This window comes from Clostridioides sp. GD02367 (assembly GCF_045900275.1).
Classification (GTDB): domain Bacteria; phylum Bacillota; class Clostridia; order Peptostreptococcales; family Peptostreptococcaceae; genus Clostridioides; species Clostridioides difficile_A.
Map to the genome: position 1 here is coordinate 72,677 of NZ_JBJODK010000011.1, position 16,857 is coordinate 89,533.

General features: G+C 28.7%; 13 protein-coding genes. All 13 read left to right on the forward strand.

Features of this window, described 5'->3' with window-relative positions; all coding sequences use genetic code 11:
- Positions 1-5 precede the first annotated feature (5 nt).
- The 13 genes from leuB (at position 6) to Q3223_RS14410 (ending at position 16,793) form a co-directional block, all read left to right on the forward strand.
- Positions 6-1,076 carry a 3-isopropylmalate dehydrogenase gene (gene leuB, locus Q3223_RS14350; protein ID WP_054269536.1) on the forward strand — a complete coding sequence of 357 codons (1,071 nt, stop codon included), beginning with the start codon at positions 6-8 and terminating at the stop codon, positions 1,074-1,076.
- Between the two features lie 282 nt (positions 1,077-1,358).
- Positions 1,359-1,874 carry a PaaI family thioesterase gene (locus Q3223_RS14355; protein WP_054269537.1) on the forward strand — a complete coding sequence of 172 codons (516 nt, stop codon included), beginning with the start codon at positions 1,359-1,361 and terminating at the stop codon, positions 1,872-1,874.
- A 351-nt stretch (positions 1,875-2,225) separates the two neighbouring features.
- On the forward strand, positions 2,226-3,302 hold the full coding sequence (locus Q3223_RS14360) for an alanine--glyoxylate aminotransferase family protein (protein ID WP_021383755.1): 1,077 nt from the start codon (positions 2,226-2,228) through the stop codon (positions 3,300-3,302).
- Positions 3,303-3,540: 238 nt separating this feature from the next.
- Positions 3,541-4,482 carry a D-2-hydroxyacid dehydrogenase gene (locus tag Q3223_RS14365; protein WP_054269538.1) on the forward strand — a complete coding sequence of 314 codons (942 nt, stop codon included), beginning with the start codon at positions 3,541-3,543 and terminating at the stop codon, positions 4,480-4,482.
- 30 nt (positions 4,483-4,512) lie between these two features.
- Complete coding sequence (locus Q3223_RS14370) at positions 4,513-5,763, forward strand: DUF1015 domain-containing protein (RefSeq protein WP_054269539.1); 1,251 nt, start codon at positions 4,513-4,515, stop codon at positions 5,761-5,763.
- Positions 5,764-6,390: 627 nt separating this feature from the next.
- Positions 6,391-9,933: a diguanylate cyclase domain-containing protein gene (locus Q3223_RS14375; protein ID WP_219674220.1), complete on the forward strand. Its 3,543-nt coding sequence runs from the start codon at positions 6,391-6,393 to the stop codon at positions 9,931-9,933.
- A 183-nt stretch (positions 9,934-10,116) separates the two neighbouring features.
- Entirely contained in the window at positions 10,117-12,051 is a 1,935-nt protein-coding gene (locus tag Q3223_RS14380; protein WP_407812120.1) for a YgiQ family radical SAM protein, read from the forward strand.
- 111 nt (positions 12,052-12,162) lie between these two features.
- Positions 12,163-13,158 (forward strand): ABC transporter substrate-binding protein, encoded by a 996-nt coding sequence (locus tag Q3223_RS14385; protein ID WP_054269542.1) that lies wholly within the window; start codon positions 12,163-12,165, stop codon positions 13,156-13,158.
- Positions 13,130-13,915 carry an ABC transporter permease gene (locus Q3223_RS14390; RefSeq protein ID WP_054269543.1) on the forward strand — a complete coding sequence of 262 codons (786 nt, stop codon included), beginning with the start codon at positions 13,130-13,132 and terminating at the stop codon, positions 13,913-13,915. Before Q3223_RS14385 ends, Q3223_RS14390 begins: the two co-directional genes overlap by 29 nt.
- Positions 13,903-14,601, forward strand: a complete 699-nt coding sequence (locus tag Q3223_RS14395; protein ID WP_054269544.1) for an ABC transporter ATP-binding protein — start codon at positions 13,903-13,905, stop codon at positions 14,599-14,601. The genes Q3223_RS14390 and Q3223_RS14395 overlap by 13 nt, the downstream gene beginning before the upstream one ends.
- Positions 14,602-14,723: 122 nt before the next feature.
- Positions 14,724-15,197: a Cys-tRNA(Pro) deacylase gene (gene ybaK, locus Q3223_RS14400; RefSeq protein ID WP_054269545.1), complete on the forward strand. Its 474-nt coding sequence runs from the start codon at positions 14,724-14,726 to the stop codon at positions 15,195-15,197.
- 195 nt (positions 15,198-15,392) lie between these two features.
- The gene (locus Q3223_RS14405) at positions 15,393-16,232 is read left to right on the forward strand and encodes a fumarate hydratase (protein WP_054269546.1); all 840 of its coding nucleotides are present in this window, start codon (positions 15,393-15,395) and stop codon (positions 16,230-16,232) included.
- Positions 16,233-16,244: 12 nt separating this feature from the next.
- On the forward strand, positions 16,245-16,793 hold the full coding sequence (locus Q3223_RS14410; protein ID WP_054269547.1) for a Fe-S-containing hydro-lyase: 549 nt from the start codon (positions 16,245-16,247) through the stop codon (positions 16,791-16,793).
- Positions 16,794-16,857 lie beyond the last annotated feature (64 nt).

Genomic DNA, 16,857 nt, shown 5'->3' on the forward strand with positions numbered 1-16,857 from the left:
GGGTTATGAATTATAATATAGCAGTCATAAAAGGTGATGGTGTTGGACCAGAAATAATAGAAGAAGGTATAAAGGTTCTAAATAAAATTTGCTTTAAATTTAACCATAGATTCGATTGTGAATATGTATTAGCTGGAGGATGTGCTATAGATGAAACTGGAGAGGCCTTACCAAATAAAACTGTTGAAGTTTGTCGAAAAAGTGAGGCTGTATTACTTGGTGCTGTTGGAGGTCCAAAGTGGGATAAATGTAAGGGTGATATAAGACCAGAAGCAGGTCTTTTAAAGTTAAGAGAGTCATTGGGATTATTTGCCAACTTAAGACCAGCTACAATGTATGAAAGTATAAAAGAAGCTTCACCACTTAGAGCAGATATAGTTGAGAAAGGCATTGATTTTATTGTTGTGAGAGAGTTAACAGGGGGCATTTATTTTGGAGAACGTGGAAGAAAAATTATTGATGGCATTGAAAATGCTTATGATGTAGAGACATATAACGAGAATGAAATAAGAAGAATTGGAAAAAGAGCTTTTGAAATAGCTAGAGATAGAAAAGGAAAACTTATAAGTGTGGATAAGGCAAATGTGCTTGAAAGTTCAAGACTATGGAGAAGTATAATGGAAGAACTAGCTAAAGAGTTTGAGGATGTAGAGTTATCTCATATGTATGTTGATAATGCTGCGATGCAAGTTGTAAGAGACCCTAGTCAGTTTGACGTAATAGTAACTAATAATATATTTGGAGATATAATATCTGATGAAGCATCCATGATTACAGGTTCTATAGGTATGTTACCATCAGCATCACTTAGAGAAGATAGTTTTGGTATGTATGAGCCAATACATGGAAGTGCACCTGATATAGCAGGAAAAAATATTGTAAACCCAATTGCAACTATTCTATCTGTAAGCATGATGCTAAGACATAGTTTTAATTTAGAAGAGGAAGCTAAGTGTATTGAAGATGCTGTGCAAAGTGTACTTAATAAAGGCTATAGAACTAGTGATATTTATAATGGTATGGGAACTGTTGTAGGAACTAAGGAAATGGGCGAATTAATAGTAAATGAAATTTAGAATTATAATTTAATTTATATAATACAGATTGAATGTATGATTTGGGAAATTAGTAAAAAATCTATTTTAATATAGTTTATTTTTAGAGTACAATATGGTTTTAAGTAATTTTAATTACATAAAACCATATTGTGTTTTTTTTAGAAAGTAATACATAAGATTAAAGTCATCATATCGAAATAGTCTATTTTTAGTATTAGAAGTTTGCAGGTATTTAATTAATATTATATAATATATTTTAGAATTATTTAATATTAAGCAACTATCAATGTAGGTTAGGAGATGGATTTTTTGGCAAAGTATAAGGTTTTAAAGAAGCAAAATAGTAGCAAATCTTGTTTAGTTTGTGGAACACAAAATGAACTAGGACTTAAAGCAGATTTTTATGAACTTGAAAATGGAGAACTTGTATCAATTTGTAATACAAAAGATTGGCATCAGAGTTATCCAGGAAGAGTACATGGAGGTATGTCTGCTGCAATATTGGATGAGACTATTGGAAGAGCTGTAAGTATAAATGATGACCAAATTTGGGGAGTGACAGTATCTTTAGAATTGAAATATAAAAAGCCAGTGCCAACGGATGCGACTATAAAAGTTGTTGGAAGAATAACTAAAGAAAATAGGAAATTGTTTGAAGGTACAGGTGAAATCATTCTACCAAATGGAGATGTAGCAGTGACAGCAACTGGAAAATATATGAAAATGCCTATTGGTCAAATTTCAGAAGGCGACTTTTCTGATGAAGAATGGTTTTTCGAAGAATCAAAAGAAAATGTAGAATATATTGAACTTTAATTAAAAAAAGTTTATATCTAAAAAACATAAAATTAAAAAATTCTATAAAAAATATAAAATAAAAATAAATTAGCTATACTAAAAAGATTTCTCTTAATAGCATTAAATTTACATATCAAAAAAATTAATTTACATAGCTAAAAAGTCTATTTTTTTTGAGAGTATATTTCAGAATATTCAGACTTGTGATGATGTGCAAAATGAATGATTTCATAAAATATATAATAAAAATTATATATAAAAAATAAATTTTATGTTGACATAGTTAATTCAGCTTGATATTATAGTTATTAAAAATAAGGACAGTAAAAACGCTATCCATATTACAAACTAAAAAAGGGGGGAATTATAATGAGTAAGAAATTATTTATTCCTGGTCCTATTGATGTTAAAGAAGAAGTCTTGCAAAAGATGGCTACACCAATGATAGGACATAGAGGAAAAGATGCATCTGTACTCCAAAAGAGTATAAGTGAAAAAATGCAAAAACTATTCTATACAAACAACACGATACTTTTATCCACGTCATCCGGAACTGGTTTAATGGAAGGCTCCATTCGTTCCTGTACATCCAAAAAGGCAGCAGTATTTTCCTGTGGATCCTTTGGTGATAGATGGTACAAAATGGCAGTGGCTAATAATGTCCCAGCGGATATATTTAAAGTTGAATTAGGAGAGGCAACAACACCAGAAATGGTTGATAAGGTGCTTTCTACTGGAGAATACGATTTAATAACTGTAACTCACAATGAAACTTCAACTGGAATAAGAAACCCAATAGAAGAAATTGGAGAAGTTGTTAAAAAGTATAAAGATGTGGTCTACTGTGTAGACACTGTAAGTTCAGCCGGTGGAATAAAAGTCGAGGTTGATAAGATTGGAATAGATATTTGTATAACATCAGTACAAAAAGCACTGGGATTACCACCAGGAATGTCTATTTGCACATTTTCTCAAAAAGCAATCGATAGAGCTAAGCAAGTACCTTTTAGAGGAGTATATCTTGATTTGTTAGCAATGTATGAATACTTAATCAAGAAAAACTACCAATACCCTTCAACACCATCTCTTTCTCACATGTTCGCTTTAGATTTCCAATTAGATAATATATTAGATGAAGGCTTAGATAACAGGTTTAACAGACATGAAGACATGGCAAACTTAGTTAGAAACTGGGCTAAAAAACACTTCCAAATTTTTACCAATGAAAATCACTTATCCAATACACTTACTGTTATAGAAAATACTCAAGGTATTAGTGTATCAAATTTAAATTCAAAATTACAAGAACGAGGATTCCAGATAGCAAATGGCTATGGCGATTTAAAAGAAAAAACTTTTAGAATTTCACATATGGGTGACTATACTGTCGAAGATGTACAAGAATTATTAGATAATATTGATGATATATTAGGTTTTAATAAATAATATTATAAAATTATGTATTTTTAATAGAAATTTAGAATATATAGTAGAATATATTTTATAAAAATTACATATTAAATTTTTAACAAAGAATAGGGAAATTTGATATGACTTTAATAAAAAAATATTTTGAAAATTATATAAACAGAAAGTTAAACTAAATAAAGTGTTTTATGGATAAAAATACTTTAAAAAATAAAAATTGGGAAAATTAAGTGAATAAAAATTGGAGGAGTTTGTTATGTATAATATATTAATTACTGATGGAATAGAGAAAGAAGCAGCGAGAAAATTGAGAGAGTTAAATTTTAATGTGATAGAGCAGTTTTATGAAAAAGATGTTTTAGGAGATAAACTTAAAGATGTTGATGTACTTGTAGTACGTTCAGCTACTAAAGTTACTAAGGATGTAATAGATAAAGCATTAGAGGGCAAAAAATTGAAGTTAATAGTAAGAGGTGGAGTAGGATTAGATAACATAGATGTTAAATATGCAGAAGCTAATGGCATAAAAGTTATGAATACTCCAAATGCAAGTAGTATATCTGTTGCAGAGCTTACAATAGGTCAATTATTTGTACTTGCAAGATTCATAAATACTGCAAATGTAACTATGAGAGATGGAAAATGGGAGAAGAAAAAATATAAAGGTACAGAAATTAATGGAAAGACACTTGGACTTATCGGTTTTGGAAGAATTGCAAAAGAAGTTGCAAAGAGAGCCGAACTATTAGGTATGGATGTCATATATACTGACATAATGGGTGAAGCACAAGGCTTTAACAAATATAGATTCTGTGATATGGAAGAAGTTTTAGAAAAGGCAGATTTCTTATCTTTACACATACCATTTGATAAGAATAAGGGGGCAGTAATAACTGAAAAAGAAATAAACAAGATGAAAGATGGTGCTTATTTAATAAACTGTGCAAGAGGCGGTTTAGTTGATGAGAAAGATTTACTAAAAGCATTAGATGAAGGTAAATTATCAGCAGCTGCTATAGATGTTTATGAACAAGAACCTACACTAAATCTAGACTTAGTAAATCATCCAAGAGTTTCTCCTACACCTCATATTGGGGCATCTACAGTAGAAGCTCAAGAAAGAATAGGAGAAGAAATAGTAAATGTGATTCAAGATTTCTTTCTTGACTTCAATAATCTAATAGAGGTAGCATTATAAAATATTTATATAATTAGGGGGAAATGAGTAATGGCAACTATTAAACCATTTAAGGCGATTAGACCAAATAAATATATAGTAGATAAAGTAGCAGCACTTCCTTACGATGTTATGAACAGTAAAGAAGCTAGAAAAATTGCAGAAGGGAATCCATATTCATTTTTGCATATAGATAAATCAGAAATTGATTTAGATGAAGATATAGATTTATATGATGAAAAAGTTTATTTAAAAGCGCGAGAAAATTTAGATGAATTTCGACAACAAGAAATTCTAGTAAAAGATGATAAAGAGTGTATATATATATATAAACAAATCATGGATGGTAGAGCTCAAGTTGGTATAGTAGCATGCATATCAGTTGATGAAAGCTTAAATGGAACAATAAAAAAACATGAATACACTCGACCAGAAAAGGAAATTGATAGAACTAAGCATATAAAATACTGTGATGCTAATACGGGAACTATACTTGTAACTTATAAACATCAAAGATTGATAGATGATATAATCAATGATTTTATGGATAATAATGACCCTTTATACGATTTTGTAACAGATGACAAGATAGAGCATACAGTATGGAAGATTGAGAATGATGATATAATATGTAATTTAGTAGATGAATTTGGAAAATTAGATTATCTATATATTGCAGATGGTCATCATAGGACAGCTTCAGCAGAAAATGTAGCAAAAGAAATGAGAGCTAAAAATCCAAACTATACTGGAAAAGAAGAATTTAATTATTTTATAGCTATGATTGCACCAGATGAGAACTTAATGGTTTTGGATTATAATAGAGTTATCAAAGACTTAAATGGTTTAAGTGAGGAAGAATTTATAAATAAAATAAAAGAAAATTTTGAGCTAGAAGAAATAGAAGGAAAAGAAAAATATAAACCTGACAAAAAAGGAACTTTCGGGATGTATCTAGGCAATAAATGGTACAAAATGGAGGCTAATAAGAATTTATTAGAAATAGAAGACCCTGTTGATTCATTAGATATTTCTATATTACAAGACTATGTTATTGATGCTATTTTAGGAATCGAGAATCCTAGAGTAGATAAAAGAATTGACTTTATTGGTGGTATAAGAGGTCTTGAAGAATTAGAAAAAAGAGTGAATGAAGATATGAAGATAGCTTTTGCAATGTATCCAACTAGTATTGAGGATTTGATAAGAGTAGCAGATGCAGGCAAGATAATGCCAGCAAAATCAACATGGTTTGAACCTAAAGTAAGATGTGGGCTATTTCTACATGAAATAAATGAATAATTAAACAAGGGCTAAAAAGTGAGATTTACACTTTTTAGCCCTTGTTTTTGTTCAAAGTTATATATGATATATAAACACTAGAAGATAATATTTTTAATAATAGTTACCTTTTTTAGAAAATGGATAATTTTAATATATAGATAGCAGTATTCTATGTTATAATTTAGAATGAAAATTTATGTTTTATAATAATAAATTATATTTTCACACTTATAAAAATGAAAAAATAAAAGGACATTATAATGTTATGCTAGAATTATTATCCGATAATACATATTATTTTTTTTGTATGAAATTAAGGGGATAGTAATTAATTAGAAAAGGAATGAATAATAATGAATATATTACATTATCAGTTTTGATAAATTAAAAATAGAGTTAGAGTTCTTAATATTTATTAAGAGTAAAGTATGAACCAAGGTTTTATAAATAAATCTGAAAGTATGTTGTTTAATTCTAATATAGGAAGAAATAAAATATTTATTAAAAAATCTTAAAAATAGGAATGAATGCAAATGTTTGCAAAATGAATAAAGAATACTCGGTTTTAGTTAAATATTTTTTCTATTTTAAGATAATTTCCTACTGAAGAATTAAATAACATAATTATATAATGAGGATGTGAGTATGATTAACAGACTAAAGCCAAGAATATTAGGTATTAGTATCTTGTTTATTATTATAATTATTTTAACGGGTGGTGCTATTTTTAAGTTCAAGTTTAAATTAGATAATAAGTTAAAGGAAACCACACATACATATTTGTCCGAGTTTACAGAACATAATATAATTAATCTCAAGACAAAACTTAGTGGTCAATTTGACATGCTTGAATCTATTGCTAATTTTATTGGAAATTTGAACAATATAAATGATGAAATGGTAATTGATTTAATGGATTCTAGTGTAAATCGAAGTTCTTTAACTAGTATGACTGTTTCTAGATTGGATGGAAAAAGTTATTCTAATGATGGAATCATCAGTAATATTCAAGATAGAGATTACTTTAAAAAAGCTAAGAATGGGGAAAGGAATATATCAGAGCCTTTAAAATCTAGTATCGATAAAAAAGAAATAATAGTTTTATCAGCACCCATTTATAAAAGTGGGAAAATAGTGGGTGTTTTAAGTGGAATTTATGATTCAACAAAGTTAAATGAATTATTAGGATTATCAGCATTTGATGAAAAGGCAGATGTTTTTGTTGCAAAAAAAAATGGAGATATAATTGCTCAAAGTACAAATAGTAAAATGATATCCTGTATATTTAAACTTTTCAACAAAGATAATTGTAATGAAGTAGATTGTATAAAAACCATAAAAGAAAATATGAAAAATGATAAATCGGGATATTCTAATTATAATTTAGATAATGAGAAATTTATGCTAAATTATCGACCACTTGGGATTAATGATTGGTATGTTTTTTCTGTTGTACCAAATGAAATAGTGTCTATTCAGTCAGAAAATATATCTTATGATGTATATATATTCGCATTGGAAATACTACTAGTTATATTGATTTTCATAGTATACATAGCCTACATTATAAATAATAATACTAGGGTCATTATAAACGAAAAAGAAAAGTTTAAAGCACTTACAGATAATATACTAGGAGGTGTTAAAAACTGTCTGAAAGATGAAGATATGACTATGTCATATGTAAGTCAAGGGTTTCTAGAACTTACAGGTTACTCTGATGAAGATTTAAATAGAATATTTAAAAATAAATTTAAAGATATGATTTACAAAGAAGATATAGACAAGTTTAATCGTACTATCCTAAATCAGTTAGAAAAACAAGATAAAATTGAAGTTGAATATAGAATTGTAAAAAAAGATGGAAGTATAATTTGGATTTTAGAGAGAAGTAAATCTATAAAGGATAACAAAGGAAATGAGTGTATTCAGGGAGTTTTAACTGATATAACAGAACTTAAAAAGACACAAGAAGAGCTAAATTCAAAACGATTTGAAATAGAAGCTATTAATAATAATATTGTTGGTGGTATAGTTATAACTGAGATAAATGATGATTTTGACAGTATATATTTAAATGAAGGATATTTAAATATGATTGGATATACACGTAAACAACTGAAAGACGAACTAAATAATAAATTAATAAAACTGATTTTTAAAGATGATAGAAGAGGACTTATTGATAGTATTAATGAACAACTCAAAATAAGTGATACATTTGCGAGTGAACAAAGAATAGAGAAAAGGGATGGAACTATTATATGGATTTTATTAAAAGGTAGAAAAATAGTTTATGAAGATGGGAAATCTGTATTATGTAGTGTTATTGTAGATATTACTTCTGCTAAACTATTAGAACAACAGCTTAAAAAAAGTGAAGAACGTCATGAGATTATTATAAAACAGACTCAAAATATCATAGTAGAATGGGATATAGAAAAAGACCAAATGAATATTTCACCAAACTGGTATAATAAGTTTGGCTATGACCCTATAACCGAAAATGCAACAAAAAATCTAATTAAATCAGTAGATATATATCAGGATGATATGGATAAATTTATTTCATTAATTAAACTTACTTCAGAAGGTAGTGAATATGAAGAGTGTGAAATTAGACTTAGAATTAGGGATACTACTTATGCCTGGTTTAGCATAAAGGCAACAACACTTTTTGATGATAATGGAATGCCTTATAAGGTTGTAGGGAGTTTGACTGATATTGATGAGGTAAAGCGAGAAGCTGAAAAATTGAAAGAAAGGGCAGAAAAAGACCCTTTGACAGACTTATATAATAAAAAAGCATCTCAATCGCTTATAGAAGAGTACATAACATTAGATAAAAAAAGAAAAGGTGCTTTAATGATTATTGATATTGATGATTTTAAAGGAATAAATGACAATTTAGGGCATTTATATGGGGATGCTGTGTTAAGTGAAATTGCAAGTGATTTAATTAATTTATTTAGGGCATCTGATATAGTAGGAAGAATTGGTGGAGACGAGTTTATTGTTTTTATGAAAGACGTTTCTGAAATAAGAGATATTATAAATAAAGCTGAAGAATTGGTTAAAGCCTTTGAAAGGTCTTTTGTAGGGGCAGGAAACAATTATAAGATATCCTTAAGTGTAGGGATTGCTAGATTTCCACAAGATGGTCTGGACTATATGCAGTTATTTAGACGTGCAGACATAGCTCTTTATTCAGCTAAAGGAAAAGGTAAAAATTGTTATACATTATATGATAAAAGAATTGATAAAGCACAATATATAACTAATACAAGAAATACGTATGAAAATGTCAATATAGATAGGACTTTTAAAGAACATATAACAAACTATATATTTGATATACTATATGAATCAAACGATATAGAAATGGCAGTAAACTTAATTCTAGATATTGTAGGTAGGCATTTTAATGTAAGTCGTGTCTATATATTTGAAAACTCAGATGATAATTTAGCTTGTAAGAATACATTTGAATGGTGCAATGAGGGGATAAGTTCAGAAATTGATAATCTTAAAAATATTTATTATGATGATTTAGGCAATTATCTTTTAAACTTTAATGCAGATGGATTATTTTATTGTAATGATATTGATAGTTTGGGTAGTGATGAGAAAAAAATACTTAAGCCACAAGATATACGTTCAATATTACAATGCAAAATTTTGGAGGGTGATGAATTTAGAGGTTTTGTAGGTTTTGATGAATGTTCATATAATCGTATGTGGACTAGTGATGAAGTAAATACACTAACCTTTATATCTAAAACACTTAGTATGTTTTTATTAAAAATGCGTATACAAAACAAGCTAGAAGAGTCTTTAAAGATTCAAAAGTCTGTAATGGACAATATGGATATATGGGCGTATGTTGTTGATAGAAATACTTATGAATTGTTATTTATAAATAAAAAAATGCTTGAGTCAGCACCAAATACTCATATAGGGGATTTATGTTATAAGGCAATCTTAAACAATCAAAACAAACCTTGTAAAAAATGTCCTATGAGGCATTTAAAAGATAGCAGTGATACTTGTAAATCATTTATGCGTAATAAAAAATTTGATATAAATGCAAATATAACTACAACTACTCTGAAATGGTTTGATGGCAAAGATGCATGCTTAATATTTGGGAATGAAGTAAGTAGTTTTGAGCCTGAAGAAAATGTTTAAAATATAGTATTATGAATTTACTTAAAATCACAATTTAAATTTATTAGACTTAAAATGCCTATATAAATTATTTAAGTTGTGGTTTTAAGTATTTTTTGTGATATAATTAAGCGTTAAGAACAAAATAAAAAGATACTTTTGTATGAAAAATATTTGTTAAATATATATTGAGCAGGTGATAATATGGAAAATAAGTTTTTACCAATAAGTAAACAAGACATGATAGATAGAGGATGGGAAGAATTAGATTTTGTTCTAGTTACAGGAGACGCATATGTAGACCATCATAGTTTTGGGACAGCAATAATATCTAGGGTTTTAGAGAATGCTGGATATAAGGTTGGAATAATAGCACAACCAGATTGGAAGACTACAGACGACTTTATGAGGTTAGGAAAGCCTAGACTTGGATTCTTAGTCAATGCAGGAAATATGGATTCAATGGTTAACCATTATTCTGTTAGTAAAAAACACAGAGACAAAGATATGTATTCTCCAGGTGGAAAAATGGGTTATAGACCAGATAGAGCGACTATAGTTTATTGCAATAAAATAAGAGAAGCATATAGCGATGTTGCAATAATCATAGGTGGTATTGAGGCCAGTTTAAGAAGATTTGCACACTATGATTATTGGAGTGATAAGGTTAGAAAATCTATGTTAATAGATAGTGGTGCTGATTTATTAGTTTATGGTATGAGTGAAAAGCAGATTGTAGAGGTGGCAAATGCACTTAATGATGGATATTACCCAAGATATATTAGACACATTGATGGGACATGTTATGTTGCAGATACTTTGGATGAAATATATGATAAATATATATTAATTCCATCATATAAAGAAATATGTGAAGACAAAATGAAATATGTAGAGGCTTTTAAAATTCAATATGATGAGCAAGACCCATTTAGAGGAAATGTAATTGTTCAACCTCAAGGAGGTAAGTATTTAGTACAAAATAAGCCAGAAAAGCCTCTTAGCAGAGAAGAATTAGATGAAGTATATGGTTTACCATATCAAAAAACATACCATCCTGTATATGAAAAATTTGGTGGTATACCAGCGATAGAAGAAGTTAAATTTAGTATAGTAAGCTCAAGAGGATGTTTTGGAAGTTGTTCATTTTGTGCAATAACATTTCATCAAGGGAGAGCAGTTCAAAGTAGAAGTGAAAAATCAATTATTGATGAAGCAATAGGAATAACAAATTTAGATGATTTTAAAGGATATATACATGATGTTGGGGGGCCAACAGCTAATTTTAGAAGGCCAGCATGTAATAAACAAATTACTAAAGGTGCTTGTAAAAATAGACAATGTCTATCACCATCACCATGTAAAAATTTAGATGCAGACCATAGTGAGTATCTACATTTACTTAGAGCAGTAAGAAAATTACCTAAAATAAAAAAAGTATTTGTGCGTTCTGGTATCAGATATGATTATGTAATGGCAGATAAAAACAATAAATTCCTTAGAGAATTGATAGAGCATCATGTAAGTGGTCAATTGAAGGTAGCACCAGAGCATATATCAGAAGAAGTTTTAAAATATATGCAAAAACCAGCAGGAAAAACTTATGATAAGTTTAGACAGAAGTTTTTTGCTATAAATGAAGAATTGGGTAAAAAGCAATATTTAATACCATACTTAATGTCTAGCCATCCTGGTTCAACATTAAATAGTGCTATAGAGTTAGCTGAGTATTTAAGGGATACTCATTATCAACCAGAGCAGGTTCAAGACTTTTATCCTACGCCTGGAACTCTATCTACGACAATGTTTTATACAGGTATAGACCCACTTACAATGCAGCCAGTTTATGTGCCTAAGGCAAAACGTGACAAGGCAATGCAAAGGGCTTTATTACAGTATAGAGCACCTAGAAATTATGAATTAGTATATTCTGCATTAGTAGAAGCTGGGAGAGAAGACTTAATTGGTTTTGGGCATAGATGTCTGATAAAGCCAAGAGATGAGAAGCCTTATTTTAATAGAAATAATTCTAAGAAAAATACATCTAAAGGTGTAAATAAAAACAAAAGAGCCAATACAAATAACAAAACTAATAAGAATCAACAAAAAAGTTCAACTAAGAAAAAGAAAAGATATTAGAAGATAATATAAATAAAAAGATTTAAATAAGAAGGATAATTCGATAAATTAACAGAAATTAATATAAATAAATATAATTATTTTATAAGATGTTAGCTTTGGGAGGAAAAGATGAAAAAGTATATTTCTATAATATTATTAGTAGTATTCGGTGTGACTTTTTTGGTAGGATGTTCATCAGAGCAAAGTAAATCTCCAAAAAAAGAGTTATCAGTTGTTAAAGAAGTAAAAGTGGCTGTTCCAGATGGATTGCCAGCAGTAGCAATAGCTAAACTTGCAAATGAAAATCCAGAAATTAAAGAGGGATATGAAACAGAGTATAGTATTGAGAAGACACCAGAGGCAATCTCTACGAGAGTGATGAAAAAAGATGTAGATATAGCTATAGTTCCATCAAATATGGCTGCAATAGCATATAATAAAACTTCATCATATAATATCGTTGGTACTGTAGGAATGGGTTCACTTTATTTAGTATCAACAGAAAATATAAAAGACTATTCTGATTTGCTTGGTAAAGAAGTTGGATGTACAGGTAAAGGGCTTACTCCAGATATAACTATGAAGAGTATTTTATTGCAAAAGGGTATAAGTTCTTCAGATATAAAGTTCAATTATGTGAATTCAGCAAGTGAATTAGTACCATTATTGGCTACTGGTAAAATTACAACAGGTATTGTTCCAGAACCTGCACTTAGTGCTTTGATGTCTAAAAATCCAGATATAAAAATCATAAAAAGTTTAAATGACTCGTGGAAGGAAATGAGCAGCTCAAAAGAGGGCTATCCACAATCTACATTAATTGTGAAATCTGAGTTCTTAAGAGATAATAAAGATTTTATTGATTCTTTTGTAGGTCAATTATCAAATAGTATAGATTGGGCAAATAAAAATCCTGAAGAATTAGGTGCATATTCTGAAAAAATAAAAATATCTACTGAATCAAAGATAATAGGAAAAGCTCTTGAAAGAGCTAATTTAAAATATATTCCAGTTAAAGATATGCTTGAAGACTACAAAAACTACTATGATAAATTGGCTGATTTTGATGATAAGACATTAGGAGGCAAAGTACCTGATGAAGCAATATACTCTGTTGAAAAATAAAAAAAATAAAGAACAATTTATAGATAAATTAGAGGTAACACTTTCTTGTGTTATCCTCTTATTTTTATGGCAAATTATTGCTTTGAAAATTGATAATGATATCTTTTTGCCAACAGTAGTTCAAGTATTTAATAGTATTAAAGAAATCATACTTAATTCTAATTTCTATATAGACATACTTTATTCTATGGGAAGATGTTTTTTTAGTTTTTTATTTGCTGTGGTTTTTGCTATTATATTGTCAATAATGTCCTATTTAAGTAGATTTTTTAGAAACTTATTAAAACCAATTAATGCGTTAGCACGTTCAATACCAACTATGATATTGGTAGTACTTGCACTTATTTGGTTTGAAAAAGATAGCACGCCTTTTATAGTTGGATTTGCTATAGTTTTTCCTATATTATATGATAACGTTTTAGGTGCTATATTGAATATAGATAAGAATTTATTAGAAATGGCAAGTGTATATAAAATAAGATTTATAGATAAGGTACTAAAAATTTATTTGCCAGCTATAAAATTTCAAATTATATCTATACTAGTGTCAACATTTTCTTTGAGCTTGAAAGTTGCTATAGCAGGAGAGGTCTATAGTCAACCTACATATGGTATTGGAACTATGATACAGACTGAAAAAATTAATTTTAATACATCTGGAATATTTGCATGGATAATTATCGTTCTATTAATTTCTGCCATTTTACAAATAACTCAAAAGTTTTTAGCAAGGAGAGCTTTTTTATGGAAAAGATAAAGTTGAGTATTGAAAATATAAATAAAAGGTATGACAATCGTATTATATTTGAAAATTTTAATATTGATTTTTATGTTAATGAGGTTAACTGTATTCTTGGAAAATCTGGCTGTGGAAAAACTACACTTTTGAACATAATAAGTGGAATTATTAAAAATGATACTGACAATCTAAGTATCAAAGAAGAATTGAATAGAGTAGAAAATAAATTAGAAGCTAGTTATATATTTCAAGATGATAGACTTATAGACTGGTTAACAGTAGAAGAAAATATAAAGATAGTCGTAAATAGATACTATAATAAGGTTCAACTAAATAAAATTTGTGATGAGTATTTAGAATTAGTTGGAATTAGCGAATATAAAAAGTTCTATCCACAAATGCTTAGTGGTGGTCTTAGACAAAGAGTAAACATTGCCAGAGCGTTTATATACCCATCAAAAAATATTATAATGGATGAACCTTTTAAATCTATTGATGTAAAGAATACACAAATTATAATGGATAATTTTAAAAAGATACTAAAAAAAGAAAAGAGAACTGTATTATTTGTAACTCATAATATAGAGGAAGCATTATTTTTAGCAGATAGAATATTCATTTTAGGAGATTCTCCAATTAGAATAAAAAAAATATTAAAAAATTCTAATGAATTGGAAAAAAATGAAGTCTTGAAGTTGATATAGAGTTATAATAATATTGTCATTTTAAAATATACTTATTTAAAATCTATAAGGCTGCGTTAAAATAGTACAGAATATTCGAAAAGATGTGTAATGTTCGTATTTTATAAAAGGGAAGTGAATGTATGGTTAAGACTAATGCTATGAGAATATTAGATTCAAATAAGATTGATTATAAAGTAATGTCTTATGAAGTGAAAAGTGAACATGTAGATGGTGTTGAGGTAGCACATGATATAGGAAGAGATGTAAATGAAGTGTATAAGACTCTAGTAACTCAAGGAGTTAGTAAGAATATATATGTATATGTAATACCAGTACATGAAAATTTGGACCTAAAAAAGGCCGCAAAGGTAGCTAAAGAGAAAAGTGTGGAGATGATTCATGTAAAAGATATAAATAAGTTTACAGGATACATTAGAGGAGGATGTTCTCCTATAGGTATGAAAAAGCTTTATAGAACTTTTGTAAATGAAAGTGCAAAAAATCTGGAGACGATTATTGTGAGTGCAGGAAAAATAGGCTATCAAATAGAGCTGTCACCATTTGATTTACAAAAGCTTATACAGGTAGAATTTGTAGATGTAATAAAAAAATAAGCATTACATATAAAATATAGAGATTATGTGCTTAATAATAGGATATATATTGTTTATAACATTAATAATAACTCTTAAATAAATATTCAGTTGCTTATATGTAATTATACAAAAATATTGAGAAATTTTAAGAATAATGGTAAAGTGTAAATGTAATCACGAATATTTTTTATAAAGTAATGGAGGGATGTTCGATTGAGGAAAATAAAATCTGAACAAATTGTTGAACATGTAAAAAAACTTTGTATAGAAGCAAGTCTATATTTAGGAGAAGATGTTCTAAGTTGTATAAAAGAAAGAGCTAAAAGTGAAAAGAGTGAAGTTGGAAAAAATATATTAAATATATTAGTTGAAAATGCTGAAATAGCAAAAGAAAAAAATATACCAATATGCCAAGATACTGGTATGGCTGTATTTTTTGTTGAATTAGGACAAGATGTTGTAATTGAAGGAGATACACTTACTGATGCTATAAATGAGGGAGTAAGACAGGGGTATGAAGAAGGATACTTAAGAAAGTCTGTTGTAAGTCCTATTAGCAGAGTGAATACAAAAGATAATACACCAGCTATTATCCATTATGAGATGGTAAAGGGTGATAAGGTTAAAATAGAGTTTGCAGCTAAGGGATTTGGAAGTGAAAATATGAGCAAGATGAAAATGTTAAAACCTTCAGATGGTTTAGAAGGTATTAAAAAATTCATAATAGATACAGTTTCAGAAGCTGGACCTAACCCATGTCCTCCTATGGTAATTGGAGTTGGTATAGGTGGAACTGTGGATAAATGTGCTCAAATAGCTAAAAAGGCACTTTTTAGAGAACTCGGAGAATTTAATAAAGATGAAAATATAGCTAAACTTGAGAGTGAATTATTAGCATCTATTAATAAGCTTGGTATAGGGCCTCAAGGATTGGGTGGAACTACAACAGCTTTAGGCTTAAATATAGAGACTTTTCCTACACATATAGCAGGTCTTCCTGTTGTTGTAAATATAAACTGCCATGCATCAAGACATAAGAAGGTAGTAATTTAGGAGGAAAATAAAATGATAAAAATAACTACACCTGTAAGTGAAATTGATATAGCTAAATTAAATTGTGGAGATACTATTAGTTTGAATGGTATACTTTATACAGCAAGAGATGCTGCTCATAAAAGGCTGATAGATTGTATAAATAAAGGTGAGGAATTACCTTTTGATGTATATGGTCAAGGAATATATTATGTAGGACCGACTCCTACAAAGCCAGGAGAAGTTATAGGAGCTGCTGGTCCAACAACTAGCTATAGAATGGATGACTTGACTATACCTCTTTTAGAAAGAGGTCTTAGACTTATGATAGGTAAAGGAAAAAGAAGTGATGAAGTCATAGAAGGGATGCAAAAATATGGAGCAGTTTACCTTGCTGCAATAGGTGGAGCTGGGGCATATATTTCAAATTCAATAAAATCATGTGAAATTATTGCATATGAAGATTTAGGAGCGGAAGCTATAAGAAAGATTGTAGTAGAAGACCTTAAGCTTACAGTAGCTATAGATAGTTATGGAAATAATATATATGAGCAAGGTCGAGCACTTTATGAATGCAAATAAAGTTTATAAATTTATATGAATATCAAGATTAAAAAATAGTTGTATATAATTTAAGGAGGAAAAT